The sequence below is a fragment of the Companilactobacillus bobalius genome, from assembly GCF_002179915.1.
Lineage (GTDB): Bacteria > Bacillota > Bacilli > Lactobacillales > Lactobacillaceae > Companilactobacillus > Companilactobacillus bobalius.
This window is the reverse complement of record NZ_MYFM01000010.1, coordinates 41,484-63,243: the sequence shown is the minus strand read 5'-3', so window position 1 is coordinate 63,243 and position 21,760 is coordinate 41,484. Positions and strand designations below refer to the sequence as shown.

Sequence of the window (21,760 nt, the reverse complement as noted above, 5' to 3'; positions counted from 1 at the left end):
TTATGGCTTCAGAAATCTTGACCATTTTCTTAAGAGAATAAGACTCATTTGCGCATAAAAAAAGACAACCTACATGAGGTTGCCTTCTATACAAAAACTATTCATCAATACGATTTGACAAAGAGCCATTTTAATATGTGTATCGCCTATTTTTTATCTAAAAAATCAAATGTTCATTATTTACGAACTATGATATTAATAATATCTAAAATAATCTAAATGAAAACGGTAAATACGAATAATAAACAAAAATAAATGAATTAAATACGTGTTTTGTATTGAAAGAATTTTCATAACTTGATAGAATTTGGTTACCAAAGACAGAAAGGTGGAAAACCAATGAGTGATGTAGCAGTAGTTATGGGATCAGTTTCGGATTTGCAAGTTATGCAAAACACAATCGATGCTTTGAAAGAGTTGCAGGTCAGTTATGAAGTCAAAGTGATCTCAGCACATAGAACTCCTCAAGAGATGCTGGATTTTGCAAAATCGGCACGTTCCAATGATTTTAAAGTGATAGTAGCAGGTGCGGGGGGCGCTGCTCACTTGCCAGGAATGATTGCTTCATCAACTAGCTTGCCAGTTATCGGTGTTCCAGTACCATCCAGATACTTAAAAGGGATGGATTCTTTATTGTCAATTGTCCAAATGCCAGCAGGTGTTCCGGTAGCAACAGTTTCTATTGGCGAAGCTGGGGCTAAGAACGCAGCTATCATGGCAACAAAGATTTGCGCCTTAGAAAATCATGATTATGAACTTTCTTTGGATGGCTACACTAAAGCCATGCATGACAAATCATTAGAAAGTGGGAAAGATCTTGACTAAAACAATTTTACCAGGTGCAACTATCGGTATTATCGGTGGTGGTCAACTTGGACAGATGATGTCTTTTTCAGCAAAAGAAATGGGTTATAAAGTTATTATTCTTGATCCCACACCCAATTGCCCGGCGGCACAGGTTTCTGATGATCAGATTGTTGCTGAGTATGACGACTTAGCTCAATTGATTGAATTGGCCAAACGTTGTGATGTTTTGACTTATGAGTTTGAGAATGTTGACGCTGAAACGATCAATGAAGTGAAGAAATATACAGAAGTGCCTCAAGGCACTAAGGCATTGACGATTACTCAAGATCGCGTTTCTGAAAAGAATTTTATCGAAGAAAATGGGTTTTCAGCAGTTCCACATGTTGTTATCAATAACATTTTTGAATATCATCGTGCCGTTGAAAAATTAGGGGCTCCAGTAATTGTAAAGACGACTCGTGGTGGCTATGACGGTAAAGGGCAAATTCTGGTCGAAGATCCTGAAAATGTTTGTTACGCCGATATTGAAGAATTATTGATGCATGGGACTTGTATCGTTGAAAAGAAAATAGCTTTGAAAAAGGAAGTTTCAATTATTGTTTCAGGTAATAGTTCTCAACAAACTTCTATTTTCCCAGTTATTGAAAATATTCATCGTCATAATATTTTGCACTTAAGTAGTTGTCCAGCATTGATTAGTACAGAGACTGAAAATGAAATTTATCAAATTGGTGAAAAATTAGCTCAAAATTTAGAGTTAGTCGGTACTATGTGCATTGAATTCTTTATTTCTACCACTGATGAAGTCTTTGTTAATGAAATTGCTCCACGTCCACATAATTCAGGACATCTGACAATTGAGTCGTGTAATATTTCTCAATTCGATGCTCATATCCGCGGAGTTTGCAATTTGGCCATGCCCAAAGTTCGACTTTTACAACCGGCGGTCATGGTTAACCTGTTAGGACAGCATTTACAACCAGCTAAGGAAGCTTTATCAAAACATGTTGAATGGTATTTCCATGATTATGGTAAAGCCGAGAGTAAGAACAATCGCAAAATGGGTCACATTACGATTTTGAGTGATGATTTGCGAGAAACAAAGAATTCAATTGAAAAAAATTCGATTTGGGATGTGTAAATCATGACTGAAGATAATTTACTTTATGAAGGTAAAGCTAAGAACGTTTATAAAACAAATAAAGAGAATGAACTCTTGATGGTCTATAAGGATCAAGCCACAGCCTTTAACGGTAAAAAGAAAGAAGTATTACCTGGTAAAGGTGTACTAAATTGCCGCATCTCTACTTTGATATTTGATTATTTGATCAAAAATGGTGTTAAAACTCATTTAATTGAAAACTTATCAGATCATGAACAATTAGTTCAAAAGAGTGAAGTATTTCCGTTAGAGGTAGTTTTAAGAAATATCGGTTCAGGTAGTTTTGTACGTAAGTTCCATCTTGAAGATGGTTTGGAATTGAGAGAACCAATCATCGAATTCTATTACAAGAGTGATGCCTTAGATGATCCTTTTATCAATGAATCACAGATTCATGCATTGCATATTGCGGACAAAGAAGAAATAGCCACGATTAAACAAATGACACTAGAAATCAATCAATTGTTGATTCCGTTTTTTGCCCAAAGTGATTTTGATTTAGTTGATTTCAAATTGGAATTTGGAAAAGTTAATAACGAAATTATTTTAGTAGATGAATTTTCACCAGATAACTGTCGTCTCTGGGATAAAACAAGTCATCATTCAATGGATAAAGATGTTTTCCGTAAGCATGAAGGTGATTTGGTTAAGACGTACCACTCAGTTTTAGAAAGATTGACAACACGATAGGAGCAAATGATGAAATTAGTTAAAGTTTACGTAACACTCAAACCCTCTGTTCTAGATGCCCAAGGTGAGGCGATTAAATCTGCTATTCAAACTATGGATTATGACAAGGTATCCGCTGTCCATATGGGAAAGTATTTCGAATTGAATTTTGAGGATTATCCTGAATTAGAAAAGGATATTGATGCGATTTGTGACAATTTATTAACTAACCCTAATATCGAAACATATCGCTATGAGATCTTGGAGGCTGAATAATGAAGTTTGCCGTTGTTAATTTTCCGGGTTCCAATTGTGATATGGATCTGTACTATGCCATTAAAGAAGGTATTAAAGAAGACGTAGAACTAGTTGATTATCGCAAAACTAGTTTAGAAGGATTTGATGGTGTTTTAATTCCAGGCGGTTTTTCTTATGGCGATTACTTGAGAAGTGGCGCAATTGCTGTCCACGCTCCAATAATTAGTGAAATTGTTCGTTTTGCCAATGAAGGAAAATTCGTTTTAGGTATCTGCAATGGATTCCAAATTTTAACTGAATTACATTTGTTGCCTGGTGCTCTAATTCAGAATGAAAAGAGTCGTTTTATCTGCGAGACGGTTACGTTGCAAGTGATGAATGACCAAACAATGTTTACCAATCAGTATGCTAAAAACGAAAAGATTCGTATACCAGTTGCACACGGCGAAGGTAGATATTACTGTGATGATCAAACTTTAATGGAATTAAAGGCTAATAATCAAATTGTTTTCCGCTATGACGAAAATATTAATGGAAGTGTTGATCAAATTGCCGGTGTGATGAATCGACAAGGAAATGTTTTAGGGATGATGCCTCATCCGGAACGTGCTTTGGAAGATATCGTAGGTTCTTCTGATGGGCTTAAGCTATTCCAATCAATAATCAATCAAGTAAGGGTGAATAATTAATGACTGAACCTACTGCTAAGCAAATTCAGGATTCAAAGTTATATCGACAATGGGGATTGAGTGATTCAGAATACGAATTGATCTGTGAAAAGATTTTGAATCGACTTCCTAATTACACAGAAACTGGATTGTATTCAGTTATGTGGAGTGAACACTGTTCTTATAAGAATTCCAAAAAAGTTTTACGAAAGATGCCTAACAAGAGTGACCGCGTGTTGGCTGGTCCAGGTGAGGATGCTGGTATTTTGGATATCGGCGATGGTCAGGCGGTTGTTTTCAAGGCCGAAAGTCACAATCATCCGTCAGCGGTTGAACCTTATCAGGGGGCGGCTACTGGTGTTGGAGGTATCATCAGAGATATTTTTTCAATGGGAGCTCAGCCTTTTGCGTTGTTGAACAGTTTGAAATTTGGTCCATTAAAGAATGGTCAAACTAAACATTTAGTCAATGAAGTAGTGGCCGGTATTGGTGGTTACGGAAACTGCATTGGGTTACCAACTGTTGGTGGCGAAATATCTTTTGAAGATTGTTACGAAAATAATCCTTTAGTTAACGCTATGTGTGTTGGTCTATTGAATAAGACTGATTTTAAACATGGTACAGCTAGTGGTAAGGGTAATTTGATTGTTTATGTTGGTGCTAAAACCGGTCGTGATGGGATTCATGGTGCAACATTTGCTTCAGATGAATTCACGGATACTAAAAATAAACAGCGTTCAGCGGTTCAAGTGGGAAATCCTTTTATTGAAAAGTTATTGATGGATGCTTGTGTTGAAATTATTGAAAAACATCCTAATTGGATTCTGGGAATTCAAGATATGGGTGCTGCTGGATTAGTATCATCTACCGCAGAGATGGCTTCTAAAGCCGATAGTGGTTTGATTTTGAATTTAGACAATGTTCCACAACGTGAAACAGAAATGTCAGCTTATGAAATGATGTTGTCTGAATCACAAGAACGAATGGTTCTCTGTGTGAAACCACAATTTAAGGATAACGTTCTAGCCTTCTTTAAGAACTTTGAATTAGATGCTGTCGTGATTGGTGAAGTAACTGAGGACAAACAATATAAAATTTATCATCATGATGAGCTAGTAACTGATATTCCTGTTCGTAGTTTGACTGAGGATGTACCTGAGTATGATCGTCCAGAAGTTGAACCGGCACGTATTGCAGAGTATCGTGATTATCACTTTGTGCCAGAAATTGATTCGCTAACAGATACATGGCAAAGGCTTTTGAAGCAACCTAATATTGCTAGTAAAAAACATTTCTATCAAACTTATGATTCACAAGTTAAAGCAGATACATTGGTTCAACCCGGTAGTGATGCAGGGGTAACTCGTATCAGAGGTACAAAAAAGGCTATCGCGATGACCAACGATAGTAATTCTAAATATGTTTATTTAGATCCATATGTTGGTGGACAAATCACAGTTATGGAAGCTGCACGTAATATTGTTGCAAGTGGTGGAGAACCTATTGGTGTGACTGACTGCTTGAATTATGGTAATCCTGAGAATCCTGAAGTTTTCTGGGAATTAGATAAGAGTGTAGAAGGAATTGCCAGTGCCTGTGAAAAAATCAATACGCCAGTAATTTCTGGTAATGTGTCACTCTATAACGAATACAACGATGAAGCAATTTATCCTAGTCCTATGATCGGGATGGTTGGTTTGATTGATGATATGAAAAAAGTTACTACAGCTTCCTTTAAAAAAGCTGGAGACCTGATTTATTTACTTGGTAATACATTTGATGATTTCAATGGTTCAGAGATCCAATTGCAACAAACTGGAATTATAAAAGGTGGCTTACGACCATTGGATCTGAATGAAGAAAAACTTCATCAAGATTTAGTACGTCAAGCTATTAATCAAGGGCTAGTTGCCAGTTGTCATGATTTGAGTGAAGGTGGTTTAGCAGTAGCCTTGTCAGAAGCAGCTTTTGACAGACAATTAGGTTTTGAAATTGAAACTAATTTAACTTCTGCTCAAATGTTCTCAGAAACACAATCACGTTTCTTAGTAACTGTTAAACCAGAAGATAAAACTAATTTTGAAAATCTAGTTTTACGAGATTTCCATTGTTTAGGTCAAGTTACAGCAGATTCTATTTTCAAAGTCACAACTAAAGATGAAACAGTTTCAATCGATGGAAAGAAAGCATTGAATAACTGGAAAGAGGCGATTGCGTGCTTGATGAAGTAAAAAGTTTAAACGAAGAATGTGGTGTTTTTGGTGTTTGGGGAGCTAAGAATGCTAATTACCTAACTTATTTAGGACTCCACAGTTTGCAACACCGTGGTCAAGAAGGTGCAGGAATTGTCGCCAATGATGGTAAAAAATTGCGTACTTATCGTAATTTAGGATTGTTGACACAAGTTTTTTCCAAACCAGAATATTTAAACAACTTAGTCGGCGAGTCGGCTATCGGACATGTGCGTTACTCTACTGCTGGTGAAAATAAGATTGAGAATGTTCAACCACTACTTTTTGATTTCACTGATAGTCAATTAGCGTTAGCTCACAACGGTAACTTAACTAATGCGATTACTTTGAAAAAAGAATTAGAACGCCAAGGTCACATTTTTAAATCAAGTTCTGATTCAGAAGTGTTGGTACATTTGATCAAGCAATCAACACAAGAAACCTTCCGTGATCGTATGGTTGAAGCATTGAACAAAATTCAAGGTGGCTTTGCTTATCTACTTTTAACTAAGGATGCCTTGATATTGGCCCTAGATTCTCATGGCTTCCGTCCGCTATCAATTGGAAAGTTGGAAGATGGTGGATACGTAGTTGCCAGTGAAACCTGTGCTCTAGATGCAGTTGGAGCAACTTTTGTTCGTGACGTGCAACCAGGTGAACTGATTACAATTTCTGACGAAGGAATGAAAATCGATCATTGGACAACTAAAACACAATTAGCCATCTGTTCAATGGAATTTGTCTACTTTGCTCGTCCTGATTCCGATATTCTTGGAATTAATGTTCATTCGGCTAGAAAACGTATGGGGGCCAATTTAGCTCAAGAGTATCCTGCACCAGGCGATATCGTAGTTGGTGTTCCTAATTCATCTTTATCAGCCGCTAGTGGTTACGCCGAGGCCAGTGGTTTACCTTATGAAATGGGCTTGATCAAGAATCAATATATGGGTCGAGAATTCATTCAACCTACACAAGAATTGCGTGAGAAAAGTGTTCGTCAAAAATTGGCTGCTGTTAAAGGTGTTGTTAAAGGTCGCCGCGTCATTTTAGTAGATGATTCAATTGTTCGTGGAACAACCTGTGCTTATATTGTGCAGTTGTTAAGGGATGCGGGTGCAACGGAAGTTCATTTACGAATTGCTTCACCAAGATTCATGCATCCATGTTTCTATGGAATTGATATTCAAGAAAAAAGTGAATTAATTGCAGCTCATAAGAGCATTGAAGAAATGAACCAAATTTTCGGTTCTGATTCATTGCGTTTCTTGAGTGAAGATGGATTGATTGATGCCATTGGATTAAACGCTGATGCACCATATTCAGGTTTAGATATGTCGTATTTCAATGGTGATTATCCAACCTACTTATACGATTACGAATCTAAAAAATAAGGAGAATTTTATGTCAAATCCCTATCAAGATGCTGGTGTGAACGTGGAATCTGGTTATAAGATTTCTCAATTTGTAAAACAGAAGACTAAAAGCAAAAGTATAGGCAATTTCGGTGGCATCTACGAAATTCCAGCTGGGTTTAAACAACCAGTATTGGTCTCAAGTGATGATGGTGTCGGGACCAAACTTTTACTGACTAATGAGTTTAAAAAGTGGGATACGATTGGAATCGATTGTGTTGCCATGTGTGTCAACGATATTTTGGCTCAAGGTGCTATTCCGCAATATTTCTTAGATTACATTTCAACAGGCAAAGTTGATCAAAAAGTTGAAGAGATTTTAAAAGGTGTTATTAATGGATGCCAAATAGCTGACGCAGCTCTAATTGGTGGCGAGACGGCTGAAATGCCTGGAGTATATGACGCGAGTGATTATGACATTGCTGGGTTTGCAGTGGGTATCTGTGAAAAAGATGAACTTTTACGTAAAGAGAATGTCAAAGAAGGCGATGTTCTAATTGGAATCACTTCAAGTGGGATACACTCCAATGGTTATTCTTTAGTTAGAAAAATTTTCTTCCGAGAAAATGATTTTGACTTGAATACAAATTTACCTGAACTTGCAGGACAGTCTTTAGGTGAAGTTTTACTAATGCCAACTAAGATTTATTCTCATGAATTAGTACCATTGTTAGCTCAAAAATTTATCAATGGTGCCGCTCATATTACAGGTGGAGGATTCTTTGAAAATGTTCCTCGGATGTTACCTGAAGATTTGGCTGCCGAAATCAATGTCGATATTTGGCCAGAATTACCAATTTTTCAAGCTTTACAGAAATATGGCAAATTAAAAACTATCGATATGTATCATATTTTCAATATGGGTCTAGGGATGGTTTTAGCAGTTGATTCCGAGAATGAAATGGAAGTTCTAGAACAATTGAATCGACACGAAACATTAGCCTATACAATTGGTGAAGTTATTAAAAAGGATTCAGCTAATCTGATTTTGAAAGGAGATAAGCTATGAAAGTAGCCATCTTTGCCTCAGGCAATGGGAGTAATTTTGAAGCCATTGCTGGATCAGATGAATTAAGAAATCTAGGCTTAGAAATTGAATTATTGGTTTGTGATCAACCAAATGCTCATGTAATCAAACGAGCTGAAAAATATCATATTCCTGTGTTTGTAAATCAATTATCTGATTATGCTAATCGCGGTGAATATGAGCAAACGATTATTGATAAGTTAGCGCCACTAAAGATTGAATACATTCTTTTAGCAGGATACATGCGTGTGGTCACACCAGTCTTATTGGGTGCGTATCCTAATCGTATTATTAATATTCATCCATCATTATTACCAAAATATTCTGGATTAGAAGCAATTGAACGAGCCTATGCGGCTAATGAACCTGTAACAGGTGTAACAATTCATTATATTGATGAAGGGGTCGACACCGGTCCTATCATTAAGCAAATGAAAGTTGTGCGATTAAAGAATGATACTGAAGCTAGTTTAGAAAGTCGAATTCATCAGACTGAACATCAAATGTACCGTACAGTAGTACGAGATTTATTAATAAAAAATAATGGGGTAAGTAAATAATGAAAAGAGCTTTGATTAGTGTTTCTGACAAAACCGGAGTTGTTGAGTTTGCTAAAGGATTAATTGAAAATGATTTTGAAATTATTTCTACTGGTGGTACATACAAGAAGTTACAAGAAAATGGCGTAAAAGTTACTGAAATTGACGAGGTAACTAAATTTCCCGAAATTCTTGATGGACGTGTAAAAACACTTCATCCAATGGTTCATGCAGGTCTTTTGGCTAAACGTGATAACCCTGAACACATGAAGACTTTAGAAAAATTGAATATTCAAATGATTGATCTAGTTTGTGTAAATCTTTATCCATTTAAGGAAACAATTTCTAAAGATGGTGTTACACCGGCCCAGGCTATTGAACAAATCGATATCGGGGGTCCATCAATGATTCGTTCAGCTTCGAAGAATTTCAAGAGTGTTTACGTTGTTATTGATGCTAACGACTATGAAAAGGTTCTAGCAAGTATTAAAAATGATGAAGACAATCTAGCTCTAAGACAAAGCTTAGCCGCCAAAGCATTTAGGCATACTGCTGAATACGACAGTATTATTGCTCATTACTTATCAGATCTTAATGGTGAAGAATTCCCTGATGTAGAAGTATTAGGTTATGATTTCCACCAAGAATTAAGATATGGTGAAAATTCACATCAAAAGGCCGCTTTTTATCAAAGTGCTATGCCTAGTGAATATTCGATTGCTTCAGCCAAACAATTACATGGTAAGGAACTTTCCTTCAATAATATTAAGGATGCTGATGCTGCTTTAAGAATTGTCGCTGATTTTGACAAACCTTGTGTAGCTGCATTGAAACACATGAATCCTTGTGGTGTTGGTGTGGATGATGAATCAATTTATCAAGCATGGCGTAAGGCTTATACAGCCGATACAATGTCAATCTTTGGTGGAATTGTTGCAGTTAATCGTGAGGTAACTAAAGAAATCGCCGAAGAAATGCATAAGATTTTCTTGGAAATTGTTATTGCTCCAAGTTTTACACCTGAAGCTTTGGAAATCCTAGAATCTAAGAAAAATATTCGTTTAATGACTTTGGACTTTACTAAGTCTCAAGCTGCTGATAAATATGAATATGTTTCTGTTATGGGTGGTCTTCTAGTTCAAGAAAGAGATACCACAGTTGATAACTTAGATGAATTCCAAGTTGTAACTAAAAAAGCCCCAACTCCTGAAGAGATGAAGGCCTTACTATTTGGTCAACAAGTTGTTAAGCATGTTAAGAGTAATGCGATTGTTATTTCAACAACTGATAAGACTCTTGGTATTGGTGCTGGACAAATGAATCGTATTGGTTCAGTGAAGATTTCGATTGAACAAGAAGAACAAGCTGAGGAACACAAACCATTAATTATGGCTTCTGATGCCTTTTTCCCAATGGATGACTGTGTAAATTATGCTGCTGAACACGGCATTACAGCTATTATCCAACCAGGTGGTTCAATTAAAGATCAGGATTCAATCGATATGGCTGATAAATATGGTATTGCCATGGTCTTCACTGGTAGAAGACACTTCAAACACTAGAGAGGTTTATTAATGAAAATACTTGTTATCGGTTCTGGAGCAAGAGAAGATGCTATTTGCAAATCTTTATTAAAGAACACTCAGAATGTTGTTTTTTGTGCCCCTGGTAACGACGGAATGAAGTTATCTGGAATCAAAACCATTTCAATAGAAGAAAATGATTTTGAAAGAATGGCAAATTTCGCTCAAACCAATTTCATTGACTTTACAGTTGTAGGTCCGGAGGAACCATTAGTCAACGGAATCGTGGATTTCTTTAAACGTCAAAATCTGAAAATTTTTGGACCAAATCAGCAAGCAGCTCAAGTGGAGGGGTCTAAGACTTTCACCAAGAAATTGATGGCAGACGCCGGTATTCCAACTGCTCAATATCAGGAATTTACAAAATTAGAAGATGCTCTAAAGTATTTGAAGTCAATTCCTGACTTTCCAATTGTTATTAAGGCAGATGGATTAGCTGCTGGGAAAGGTGTCTTTATCGCTGATGATTTGATTTCAGCTACTGAAACAGTAACGGATTTATTAGCCGAACATAAATTTGATACCAAGAAAGTTGTGATTGAAGAATTTCTTGAAGGCGAAGAGTTTTCATTGATGGCTTTTGTTGATCATAAACGTTTCTATCCGATGCCATTGGCACAAGATTACAAGAAAATTCTTGACGGTGACTTGGGACCTAATACTGGTGGTATGGGAGCCGTTTGTCCAGTTCTTAATATCTCTAAAGATATTGAGAAAGAAGCCATAGAAACTGTTTTGAAACCATTTGTGACAGAACTCTATGATCAAGGTATCAAGTATACTGGAATCCTTTATGCTGGCTTGATTTTGACAAAGAAGGGTATCAAAATTATCGAGTTTAATGCTCGCTTTGGTGATCCCGAAACAGAAGTAGTTTTGCCACGCCTAGAGTCGGATTTATCTGAAATGATTTTTTCCATCTTAAATCATAAAAAGATTGAATCAATAAAATGGCAACAAAAAGGTCTAAACTTAGGTGTTTTTGCTGTCAGCAAGGGTTACCCTACAAAACCTGTATTTGGTTCATTGGGAGATAGAGACAATTTTAAGAATTGTTCATTAACAATCAATTATGCAGCTGTGAAGCGAGAGCAAAAGCAATTGTTTAGTCACGGTGGCCGTTTATATTTGATGCAGGCACAGGCTGAATCAGTTGAAGATGCTCAGAAAAAAGTTTATCAAGAACTAGAAAAAATGGATCAAACAAATATTTTTTACCGACGTGATATTGGTAAGAACTCCATTTAATAAATGAAGAGGTAGAAGTAGAATTTCATTTGAAATTTTACTTCTATCTTTTTTATTTGAACCGATATTTTAGAATTGTAGTTTTTGTGATAAATCAATGAGCAAATGGATTTAGAATGTTTTTATTGGTTATTGAAATATGGAAAAAGAGTTGCTTAGAATAGAAAGGAAAGTTATGCTTTAAGAAATTGAGAACCTTATTTTCAAGTTGATAAAAATAAGTGATTCTCTAATTTTAGAATGTTGATATAGCGGCTTTTTCTTAGTGTGCTCCCTATGTATATAGGGATGATTCTATCATGTCGATGTAAACGACCAGCACGTTGTAGTGATCCCTATAGATATAGGGAATGATTTAATGGAATTTCTATCTGTATCAAAAATAAGAGCAGTGTTTCCACGGAAATAAAAATATGGACATGAATCCACTTATATATATTTAGCTGCAGTAGTTTAAATATATAGGTGAATAATTCATGTCCATTTTTATACAATAAAACCCTGGAGTACCAGGGCTATTTTAATATATTCAATTTTTAGTATATTATATAATTACTTGTTTTTTTTCTTAGGTGGGATATATTCAAAAGATGGATCAATTTCGTCATCAATTCTATCCCAAGCTTTTTCCATATCGTCGTTGACCTGTTTAGTTTGTTTTTCGTCAAGTTTGGCTTTGAAATCAAAGTCAATTTCGGGTCCTACACCAATAGTAATTTGTTTATGTTTCATTAAACCACCAAAAGATAAAGGTCCTTGATAAACAAAGGGAACTAATGGGGCTTTTGAAAGTTTAGCAATCAGTGAGGCTCCGCCTTTTAGTTGTTCAGAGTAACGAGTTCCTGATGGAAACATGATTAAAACTTTATCTTCTTTTTTTAAGGCTTTAACTGGCGTTTTTATTACTGAGGGACCTGGATGAGCACGGTCAACAGGAAAAGCGTGTGCGTGCACAAGAATGAATCTTAAAATAGGATTCTTAAAAAGTTCTTTCTTAGCCATAAAAGTAGCTTCACGTGGAGAAATCACCAATGCAAAGAAAATTGGTTCCCACCAAGTACGATGTGGAGCTACTAAGATGAAGGGCTTGTCGGGTAGATTTTCTTTACCCACGACTTTATAACGGCCATTTAAAATGAAAACAATGCCTCTCGCTATTACACGGATAAATTTATAAAACATAGAATTATCATTCTCCCTAAAATAATCTTAACTTATTTAAAATACCATAAAGTAGGTGCAACATGTCGATTTATTCTCAAGATATTATTTCGGATAGCGGAATAATTATTAATCAAGATAAAAAACTTTATTCATTTAATCTCGATACTATTTTACTTTATAATTTTGCTAAAACTGTTAAAAAAGGAAAAATAGTCGATTTATGTTCAGGCAATGGAGCCATTGGGTTGTCATTGGCCTCTAAAACTAAAGCTCAAATATATTTGGTTGAAATCCAAAAAGAACTGGCCAATCTATCTCAAAAAAGTATTGAAGATAATAGTCTGGAAAAACAAGTACATCTTGTTAATGATGATTTGAAGAATGTTCAAAAATATATTGATCATGATACGGTCGACATGATTGTTTGCAATCCACCATATTTTAAAGTCTCAGATCAAACAGCGTTGAAAGAAAATCCAGTGTTGGCGATTGCTCGTCATGAATTGAAGGCTAATTTGGAAGATGTTTTATATGCAATTAAGGTTTTACTAAAAGAGAATTCTCATGCATATTTAGTTTATCGACCAGAGCGTTTGAGTGAACTACTTTCTTTAATGTTGCAGCAGCGATTGCAGCCAAAGCGCATACGTTTTGTCAGAACTAGTTCGCAAAAAGATGCTAATTTGGTTTTATTAGATGTTATTAAAACAGTCAAAGAAGCGTCATTAAAAGTTGAACCAGATTTAACAATTTATGATGAAAATCATCAGTTAACTAAAGAGGCTAATCAGATAATTAATGGAAACAAGTAAGTATTATGTCTATATATTGCTATGCAGTGATAAAACTTTTTACACCGGTACAAGTAATAATGTAAAAAAGAGAGTTGCAACACACAATGCTGGAAAAGGTGCTAAGTATACTAAAATTAGACGACCCGTTAAATTAATGTACACTGAAGAATTAGAAAATAAATCGCAGGCCTTAAAGCGGGAGATTGCTATCAAAAAGCTATCACGCTCCCAAAAAGAGGCATTATTAAAAAGTAATGGAATAAATTGGAACGACTACTTGATTTCGTAATAATATTCCCTTATAATATTTAGCTGTATTGAATACACACACTTAACGATTTAGTTGTTGGTGCACAGACGTGTTTCAACTAGACATGACTTAGGTGGAGGTAAAAACCAGGAGGAACTTTTTATGTCAGTTATTTCTATGAAACAACTTCTTGAAGCCGGTGTACATTTCGGTCACCAAACAAGAAGATGGAACCCTAAGATGAAGCCATTTATCTTTACACAAAGAAATGGTATTTACATCATTGATTTACAAAAAACAGTACGCATGATCGACGATGCTTACAACTATATGAAGGCCGTTGCCGGTGATGATGGTATTTTCCTATTCGTTGGTACAAAGAAACAAGCACAAGATGCTATTGCTGAAGAAGCAACACGTGCTGGCCAATACTATGTTAACCATCGTTGGTTAGGTGGTACTTTGACTAACTGGAACACAATCCAAAAACGTATCAAGAGATTAAAGGACATCAAGGCAATGTCACAAGATGGTACTTTTGATCGTCTACCTAAGAAAGAAGTTGCTTTACTTACAAAGCAACAAGCTAAGTTAGAGAAATTCCTTGGTGGTATCGAAGATATGCCAAGAATCCCTGATGTTATGTTCATTGTTGACCCTCATAAGGAAAACATTGCTGTTAACGAAGCTAAGAAACTTAACATTCCTATCGTAGCTATGGTTGATACAAATACAGATCCAGATCCTATCGATGTTATCATTCCTTCAAACGATGATGCTATCCGTGCCGTTAGATTAATTACATCTAAGATGGCAGATGCTATTGTTGAAGGTAAGCAAGGTGAAGAAGCTGTTACAGATGCAGACTTCGCTAAAGACGACAACAAAGATGAAAATTCAAATGCTGCCGATGCAAAATCTATTGAAGATTTAGCAGAAGCTAAGAACAATAACGAAGATAACAAATAATAATAAGCGTAAAATAGAGTCATCTGAGTAAGATGGCTTTATTTATACGACTGGAGGATTACTAATGGCTAAAATTACTGCTGCTCAAGTTAAAGAATTACGTGATAAGACAAGCGTTGGTATGATGGATGCTAAGAAGGCATTGGTTGCTGCTGACGGTAATATGCAAGAGGCTATCGACAAACTTCGTGAAAAGGGTGTAGCTAAAGCTGCTAAGAAGAGTGGAAACATTGCTGCTGAAGGTTTAACACATATTGAAGTTTCAGGTAACAAAGCTTCTATCATCGAAGTTAATTCAGAAACTGACTTTGTTTCATCAAACGACAAATTTATCAATCTTGTAAACGAAATTGGTAAGGCTATTGTTGCTAACGAACCAAAGACAATGGACGAAGCTTTGGCACTTAAGATTGGTGACCAAACAATTAACGACGCCATCACAGGCTTAACAGCTGTTATTGGTGAAAAGATTTCCTTGAGACGTTTCAAGGTTCTTGATAAGACAGACTCACAAGTATTCGGCTCATACCTACATAATGGTGGTTTGATCGGTGCTATCGTTACTCTTGAAGGTAGCGATGAAGATGCTGCTAAGGATGTTGCTATGCACGTTGCTGCTATCAACCCTGAATTCATGGATCGTGATCAAGTTCCTGCAGATCGTTTGGAACACGAAAAGGCTATCTTTACTGAAGAAACAAAGGCTGAAGGTAAACCTGAAAAGATTATCCCAAGAATCGTTGAAGGCCGTGTAAACAAGTTCTTGTCAGAAATTAGTTTGGCTGACCAAGAATTCGTTAAGGATTCAGACATGACTGTTCAACAATTCGTTGAATCAAAGAATTCTAAACTTGTTTCATTTGTTCGTTACGAAGTCGGTGAAGGAATCGAAAAGAAACAAGAAGACTTTGCTGAAGAAGTAAAGAACCAAATGAAGTAATTTAAAAACATTTTTTGGAAAGGTCGCTTAATTCATTTTGAATTAAACGGCTTTTTCTTTATATTTAGGGTTGTATCCACACAAAATTTATTTAAAAATAGTGTTTGGATAAATTTAGTGTAGCGAATATGTTAAAATATTTAGTAGCAAAATTAAAGGAGAGAACTTATGCCTGATATCAAGTATAAAAGAGTGATTTTAAAAGTTTCTGGAGAAGCCTTAGCCGGTGAGAAAGGCTTTGGTATTAATCCACCAGTTATCAAAACAATAGCTGAACAAATTAAGAGTGTTCATGATCTAGGAGTTCAAGTTGCCATCGTCTGTGGTGGTGGGAACATTTGGCGTGGTGAAACAGGTGCTGAAATGGGAATGGACCGTGCCCAAGCAGATTATATGGGTATGATGGCCACTGTTATGAATGGACTTGCTTTACAAGATGGTTTGGAACATATTGGTGTCCCAACACGTGTACAAACATCAATCGAAATGCGCCAGGTTGCTGAACCTTACATCAGAAGAAAGGCAATCAGACATCTAGAAAAAGGTCGTGTTGTTATCTTTGCTGGTGGTACTGGTAATCCTTACTTCTCAACAGATACTACTTCTGTACTTCGTGCCGCTGAAATTGAAGCCGACGTTATCTTAATGGCTAAGAACAACGTTGATGGTGTTTATTCAGCTGATCCTAAGAAGGATCCTAATGCTAAGAAGTATGCAGAATTAACACAACTTGATATTATTAATAAGAATCTTGGAGTTATGGATACAACTGCTTCATCATTGTCAATGGATAATGATATTCCATTGATCGTATTCAACTTGAACAAAGCTGAAAACATTAAGAAGGTTGTTCAAGGAGAAAATATCGGAACAATAATAAAGGGTGGTAATGATGACTAACAAAGCTGTTACAAAAGCACAAGAAAATATGTCAAAATCAATTGACGTTCTTAGAAAAGAATTAGCTAATATCCGTGCGGGTAAAGCTAATGCTTCTATCTTGAGTAACGTTAAGGTTTCATATTACGGTACTGATGTACCATTGAATCAAGTTGCTTCAATTAATATTCCTGAAGCACGTGTTTTGATGATCACACCTTATGACCAATCATCATTGGATGATATCGAACATGCTATCAATTCATCTGATTTAGGATTGAACCCTGCTAATGATGGTAAGGTTATCCGTTTGGTTATCCCACAGCTTACTGGTGAACGCAGACAAGAGATTGCTAAGCAAGTAGGTAAAGAGGCCGAAGAAAGCCGTATTGCTGTTAGAAACGTTCGTCGTGAAGCTATGGACGATCTTAAGAAGCAATTAAAGGCTAACGATGTAACTGAAGATGAATTCCATGATGTTGAAGATCAAGTTCAAAAGGTTACTGACAAAGCTATCGCACAAGTTGACGAATTAGCAGCAGCCAAAGAAAAAGAAATTACTGAAGGATAATAGTCTTTATGACAGAGAGTAAGAGACAGTTAGATTCAGACATATCAGTTCCTAAGCATATTGCTATCATTATGGACGGTAACGGACGTTGGGCTAAGAAAAAAGGCCAACCTCGTATTGCCGGTCATAAAGAAGGTATGAACAATGTCAAGACGATTGCTACAGCAGCTAGTCATCTTGGAGTTAAAGTTTTGAGCTTGTATGCTTTTTCTACTGAAAACTGGAGTCGACCTAGCAAAGAAGTTAACTTCTTGATGAAGTTACCGGTAGACTTCTTTGGAACTTTTATGCCAGATCTAATCAAAGAAAATATTCGAGTGTTCGTAACCGGATTTACTGATCACTTACCTGACAAAACCAGAAAAGTAGTTTTAAAAGCAGTTGAGGATACTAAGGGTAATACTGGAATGATCCTCAATTTTGCTTTTAATTATGGTGGTCGTGCTGAAATTGTTAATGCTGCTAAAAATTTGGCAATCGAAGCGGCTAGTGGTTCAATAGATCCAAGCGATATTGACGATGCTATGTTTGCAGATCATTTGCTGACTAATCATTTAAAAGAGTTAGCCGATCCTGATTTGCTAATCAGAACTAGTGGAGAAGAACGAATCTCTAACTTCATGCTCTGGCAATTAGCTTATACAGAAATGATCTTTGACGACAGTTACTGGCCCGATTTTACGGTTGATGATTTAGTCGAGGATATTAAAGAATTTGACAGAAGAGATCGTCGTTACGGATCTGTTTAGTTTGGGGGAAAATTATGAAACAACGTGTCATTACTGCCGTTATTGCACTAGCAATCTTTATTCCCATATTGCTTGCAGGTGGAGTTTGGCTAGAAGTTGCAGCCGCAGCTTTAGCCGCAGTCGGTGTTTTTGAAGTTTATATCATGCGTAAACGTATCATCGTTTCGTTTGACTTCTTAGTAACTATCTTGGGAACACTAGCTCTAGTAGTTCCTAACGGCTTTTATCGAGGATGGTTTCCAAAAAGTTTTTCAAGATTAGATTTATTCTATGTTTTTGCGGTAATTTTATTAATTATTACAGTATTAACAAAGAACAAATTTAACTTTGAGGATGCAGGTGTTTCAGTGGTTTCAATGTTGTACATTGGTACAGGATTCCACTATCTAGCAGCTGTAAGAAATTCAGATCCAGGTTTAGGATTATTGATGTATGCCTTGATTGTTGTATGGTCAACTGATATTTTTGCTTATACTTTTGGTAGAAAAATTGGTAAGCATAAATTGTGGCCTGCAATCAGTCCTAATAAGACTTGGGAAGGAACAATTGCTGGTATCATCATGGCCTTAGTTCTTTCTGGTGTTTACATGTACTTTGTACCTCAAGAGTATTCAATGACAACAATGTTGATGATTGCCTTTGTCCTATCAATCATGGGTCAAATGGGTGATTTGATTGAATCAGCTTATAAGAGATATTATAAAGTTAAAGATTCAGGAAATATTTTGCCAGGACATGGTGGAATTCTAGATAGATTCGATAGTATGTTAATCGTATTACCTTTGTTACACATATTCGGTTTAGTCTAAGCATCTCGTGGAGGTTAAAATGACCGCGATAATTACATTTATAATCGTTTTTGGAATATTAGTTATTGTTCATGAATTTGGACATTATTATGCTGCAAAAAAATCAGGAATTTTGGTTCGTGAGTTTTCTGTAGGGATGGGTCCAAAAATCGTCGCTTATCGCAAGAATCATACGACATATACCTTGAGATTATTACCTTTGGGTGGTTATGTTCGTATGGCCGGCGCTCAAGAAGATGATTCTGATATTCAACCAGGAACGATGGCATCTTTAGTATTAAATGATCAAGATAAAGTAATAAAAATAATAACTTCCAGTAAGGTTTATGATGCAAATGCGGTCCCCGTTCAAATATCTAAATCAGATTTAGTTGATGATTTGGTAATTGAAGGGTACGAAAATGGCGATGAAACTGTCGTGAAGAAATATTCAGTTGATCATGATGCAACAATTGTTGAGGAAGACGGTACTGAGGTTCAAATCGCTCCACGCGATGTTCAACTTCAGTCCGTTTCTGTTTGGAAGCGAATGATTACCAATTTCGCAGGTCCGTTCAATAATTTCGTTTTAGCAGTTTTAGCAGCTATTTTAGCTGCTTTCATGATGAATGGTGTTGCTACTAATCAATTAGGTCATATCGAAAAAAATTCAATTGCTCAAGAAGCAGGTTTGAAAGTTAACGATACGATTGTGAGTGTTAATGGCAAGAAAACTGGTTCATGGACTGCTTTATCAACTAACATTCAAAATAACCCTGGTAAGAAAGTTACTTTAAAAGTTGAATCAAATAAAAAACTTAGAACAGTTAAATTAACTCCTAAGTCCGTTAAGTCGCAAGGTCAAAGTTATGGCTTTATTGGTATTATGCCAAAGACCGATTCTAGCATTTTGGCTAAAATCAAATATGGCTTTTCATATAGTTGGGGAACGACTGTAATGGTCTTCCATGCATTAGGCAAGATGGTATCTGGTGGTTTTAATATTAATCAATTATCTGGTCCGGTGGGGATCTACTCGATGACTTCAAAAGTGGCATCACAAGGTATTATTAATATTATTCTCTTTACATCGATGCTATCGATGAACCTAGGTATTGTTAATTTAATTCCAATTCCAGCCTTAGATGGTGGGAAGATTTTATTGAATATCGTTGAAGCAATTAGAAGAAAACCTATTCCAGAACAGTATGAGACTGTTATTACACTGATTGGTGTCGGAATTTTAGTCTTGCTGATGATTGCTGTTACATGGAATGATATTCAGCGCTTCTTTATAAAATAGGGGGATAAGAACTTGAAACAATCAAAATTATATATTCCAACACTGAAGCAAACTCCTTCAGATGCTGAGGCAATAAGTCATCAGTTGATGTTGCGAGCTGGCTATATCAGACAAGTTTCTGCAGGGGTATATGCTTACTTACCATTAGCTTGGTCAGTTATCCAAAGAATTGAAAATATTGTTCGTAAAGAAATGGAAAAAATTGATGTCGTAGAAATGCGTATGCCAGCAATTTTGCCAGCAGATCTTTGGAAAGAAAGTGGTCGTTATGAAACTTATGGCGATAACTTATTCAAATTTAAGGATCGTCACGAACGTGATTTCATCTTGGGACCAACTCATGAAGAAACATTTACTAGTGTTGTAAAGGAAAGTTTGAATAGTTACAAGAAATTACCTCTTGTTTTATATCAAATGCAAATGAAGTATCGTGATGAAGATCGTCCTCGTAACGGTTTACTTCGTGGCCGTGAATTTATTATGAAAGATGCTTATTCTTTCACAGCTAACAAAGAACAACTTGATGTTATCTTCAATCAAATGGAACAAGCTTACCGTAATATCTTTGATATTTGTGGTTTAAATTATCGTGCTATTATCGGTGATGCCGGTGCCATGGGTGGTACTGATTCTAAAGAATTCTCCGCTATTGCTTCAATTGGTGAAGATACAATTGCCTATTCAGACGATAGTGATTACTCAGCTAACCTTGAAATGGCTGCAAGTAAGATGGAAGAGAACTTAGTTGAAGACAAGAAAGAAGCAGAAGTTGTTGATACACCTGATGTGCATACAATTGATGCTTTGGCAGAATTATTGAAGGTTGAATCATCAAGAATTATGAAGGCTGTTGCCTACATGGCTGATGATGAACCAGTTATGGTTATGATTCGTGGAGATTACGATGTTAATGATGTTAAGTTAAAGAACTATCTTGGTGCTGACTTCTTACGTGAAGCAACCCCTGACGAAGTTAAGGACGTCTTCGGTAGTGTACCTGGATTCATTGGACCTAAAGGTATCAATGATAAGGTTAAAGTACTTTATGATAGTTCATTAGTTGGTTTGATGAACTTCGTTGTCGGCTTTAATAAGGCTGATGTTCATATGTTCAATGCTAACTTTGAAGATATTGTTGACGAAACACCAGAATTTAGAGATTTCCGTGTTATCAAGGAAGGTGAAGTTTCACCTGATGGTCATGGTCATATCAAATTTACACGTGGTATCGAAATTGGTCATATCTTCAAATTAGGTACTAAATTCTCTAAGGCACTTGGTGCTAATTTCTTAGATGAAAATGGTAAATCTAATCCATTGATCATGGGAAGTTATGGTATTGGTATTTCTCGTCTATTGACAGCCATTATCGAACAACACAGTGATGAAAATGGTATTATTTGGCCAGTTAGTTTGGCTCCATACCAAGTACATGTTGTTCCTATCAAGTACAACAACGATGTTCAAGGTAAATTAAGTGACGAAATCGTTGAATTGCTACAAAATGAAGGATATGACGTCTTACTTGATGATCGTAAAGAACGTCCTGGCGTTAAGTTTGCTGACTCAGATCTAATTGGTATTCCTATTAGAATCACGGTTGGTAAAAAAGCTGGCGATGGAATTGTTGAACTAAAGATTAGAAGTACTGGCGAGACAATTGAAGTAAGTAAAGATGAATTAGTAAATTCAGTAAAAATATTGCTTAAGAATCAGTAATGAGGCTTAGGCCTTTTTTTATTTTTTGAA

At 36.1% G+C, this 21,760-nt stretch carries 22 protein-coding genes; 21 read left to right on the top strand and 1 reads right to left on the bottom strand.

The annotated features are described in order from the left end of the window. The first annotated feature begins 339 nt into the window (after positions 1–339). The 11 genes from purE to purD are packed head-to-tail and all read left to right on the top strand — an operon-like array spanning position 340 to position 11,604. Positions 340–825 (top strand): 5-(carboxyamino)imidazole ribonucleotide mutase, encoded by a 486-nt coding sequence (gene purE / locus LKACC16343_RS13335; RefSeq protein WP_056950523.1) that lies wholly within the window; start codon positions 340–342, stop codon positions 823–825. Then, entirely contained in the window at positions 818–1,948 is a 1,131-nt protein-coding gene (gene purK, locus LKACC16343_RS13330) for a 5-(carboxyamino)imidazole ribonucleotide synthase (protein WP_056950519.1), read from the top strand. Before purE ends, purK begins: the two co-directional genes overlap by 8 nt. Before the next feature lie 3 nt (positions 1,949–1,951). Then, positions 1,952–2,659 carry a phosphoribosylaminoimidazolesuccinocarboxamide synthase gene (gene purC, locus LKACC16343_RS13325; RefSeq protein ID WP_056950516.1) on the top strand — a complete coding sequence of 236 codons (708 nt, stop codon included), beginning with the start codon at positions 1,952–1,954 and terminating at the stop codon, positions 2,657–2,659. A 6-nt stretch (positions 2,660–2,665) separates the two neighbouring features. Next, a complete protein-coding gene (gene purS, locus LKACC16343_RS13320) occupies positions 2,666–2,914 on the top strand; it encodes a phosphoribosylformylglycinamidine synthase subunit PurS (RefSeq protein WP_056950513.1) in 249 nt (82 codons plus the stop codon). Next, positions 2,914–3,585 (top strand): phosphoribosylformylglycinamidine synthase subunit PurQ, encoded by a 672-nt coding sequence (purQ, locus tag LKACC16343_RS13315; protein ID WP_056950510.1) that lies wholly within the window; start codon positions 2,914–2,916, stop codon positions 3,583–3,585. Before purS ends, purQ begins: the two co-directional genes overlap by 1 nt. After that, positions 3,585–5,795, top strand: a complete 2,211-nt coding sequence (gene purL, locus LKACC16343_RS13310; protein WP_056950507.1) for a phosphoribosylformylglycinamidine synthase subunit PurL — start codon at positions 3,585–3,587, stop codon at positions 5,793–5,795. Before purQ ends, purL begins: the two co-directional genes overlap by 1 nt. After that, positions 5,780–7,186, top strand: a complete 1,407-nt coding sequence (purF, locus tag LKACC16343_RS13305; RefSeq protein WP_056950504.1) for an amidophosphoribosyltransferase — start codon at positions 5,780–5,782, stop codon at positions 7,184–7,186. The genes purL and purF overlap by 16 nt, the downstream gene beginning before the upstream one ends. A 10-nt stretch (positions 7,187–7,196) precedes the next feature. After that, a complete protein-coding gene (gene purM / locus LKACC16343_RS13300) occupies positions 7,197–8,216 on the top strand; it encodes a phosphoribosylformylglycinamidine cyclo-ligase (RefSeq protein WP_056950502.1) in 1,020 nt (339 codons plus the stop codon). After that, positions 8,213–8,794, top strand: coding sequence for a phosphoribosylglycinamide formyltransferase (gene purN, locus LKACC16343_RS13295; RefSeq protein WP_056950499.1), 582 nt, complete (start codon positions 8,213–8,215; stop codon positions 8,792–8,794). Before purM ends, purN begins: the two co-directional genes overlap by 4 nt. Then, on the top strand, positions 8,794–10,335 hold the full coding sequence (purH, locus tag LKACC16343_RS13290; RefSeq protein ID WP_056950496.1) for a bifunctional phosphoribosylaminoimidazolecarboxamide formyltransferase/IMP cyclohydrolase: 1,542 nt from the start codon (positions 8,794–8,796) through the stop codon (positions 10,333–10,335). The genes purN and purH overlap by 1 nt, the downstream gene beginning before the upstream one ends. Before the next feature lie 12 nt (positions 10,336–10,347). Then, a complete protein-coding gene (purD, locus tag LKACC16343_RS13285) occupies positions 10,348–11,604 on the top strand; it encodes a phosphoribosylamine--glycine ligase (protein ID WP_056950492.1) in 1,257 nt (418 codons plus the stop codon). A gap of 552 nt (positions 11,605–12,156) precedes the next feature. Here purD and LKACC16343_RS13280 read toward each other — a convergent pair. Further along, positions 12,157–12,786 (bottom strand): lysophospholipid acyltransferase family protein, encoded by a 630-nt coding sequence (locus tag LKACC16343_RS13280; RefSeq protein WP_056950490.1) that lies wholly within the window; start codon positions 12,784–12,786, stop codon positions 12,157–12,159. Positions 12,787–12,848: 62 nt separating this feature from the next. On the opposite strand from LKACC16343_RS13280, the gene LKACC16343_RS13275 reads away from it, so the two are divergent. The 10 genes from LKACC16343_RS13275 to LKACC16343_RS13230 all read left to right on the top strand — a co-directional run bounded on the left by LKACC16343_RS13275 (position 12,849) and on the right by LKACC16343_RS13230 (position 21,730). Further along, positions 12,849–13,580, top strand: coding sequence for a tRNA1(Val) (adenine(37)-N6)-methyltransferase (locus LKACC16343_RS13275; RefSeq protein ID WP_056950487.1), 732 nt, complete (start codon positions 12,849–12,851; stop codon positions 13,578–13,580). Beyond that, positions 13,567–13,851, top strand: a complete 285-nt coding sequence (locus LKACC16343_RS13270; protein ID WP_056950484.1) for a GIY-YIG nuclease family protein — start codon at positions 13,567–13,569, stop codon at positions 13,849–13,851. Before LKACC16343_RS13275 ends, LKACC16343_RS13270 begins: the two co-directional genes overlap by 14 nt. Positions 13,852–13,974: 123 nt before the next feature. Then, complete coding sequence (gene rpsB, locus LKACC16343_RS13265; RefSeq protein ID WP_056950482.1) at positions 13,975–14,781, top strand: 30S ribosomal protein S2; 807 nt, start codon at positions 13,975–13,977, stop codon at positions 14,779–14,781. Between the two features lie 64 nt (positions 14,782–14,845). After that, complete coding sequence (gene tsf, locus LKACC16343_RS13260; protein WP_056950479.1) at positions 14,846–15,721, top strand: translation elongation factor Ts; 876 nt, start codon at positions 14,846–14,848, stop codon at positions 15,719–15,721. A gap of 168 nt (positions 15,722–15,889) precedes the next feature. Then, positions 15,890–16,621, top strand: a complete 732-nt coding sequence (gene pyrH / locus LKACC16343_RS13255) for a UMP kinase (RefSeq protein ID WP_025085178.1) — start codon at positions 15,890–15,892, stop codon at positions 16,619–16,621. Continuing rightward, the gene (gene frr / locus LKACC16343_RS13250; protein WP_025085179.1) at positions 16,614–17,171 is read left to right on the top strand and encodes a ribosome recycling factor; all 558 of its coding nucleotides are present in this window, start codon (positions 16,614–16,616) and stop codon (positions 17,169–17,171) included. Before pyrH ends, frr begins: the two co-directional genes overlap by 8 nt. An 8-nt stretch (positions 17,172–17,179) precedes the next feature. Then, a complete protein-coding gene (locus LKACC16343_RS13245) occupies positions 17,180–17,920 on the top strand; it encodes an isoprenyl transferase (RefSeq protein ID WP_056950476.1) in 741 nt (246 codons plus the stop codon). Between the two features lie 14 nt (positions 17,921–17,934). After that, entirely contained in the window at positions 17,935–18,729 is a 795-nt protein-coding gene (locus tag LKACC16343_RS13240) for a phosphatidate cytidylyltransferase (RefSeq protein WP_025085181.1), read from the top strand. A 19-nt stretch (positions 18,730–18,748) separates the two neighbouring features. Next, entirely contained in the window at positions 18,749–20,011 is a 1,263-nt protein-coding gene (gene rseP / locus LKACC16343_RS13235; RefSeq protein ID WP_056950473.1) for an RIP metalloprotease RseP, read from the top strand. Positions 20,012–20,023: 12 nt separating this feature from the next. Further along, positions 20,024–21,730, top strand: a complete 1,707-nt coding sequence (locus LKACC16343_RS13230) for a proline--tRNA ligase (protein ID WP_056950470.1) — start codon at positions 20,024–20,026, stop codon at positions 21,728–21,730. The last annotated feature ends 30 nt before the right edge of the window (positions 21,731–21,760 follow it).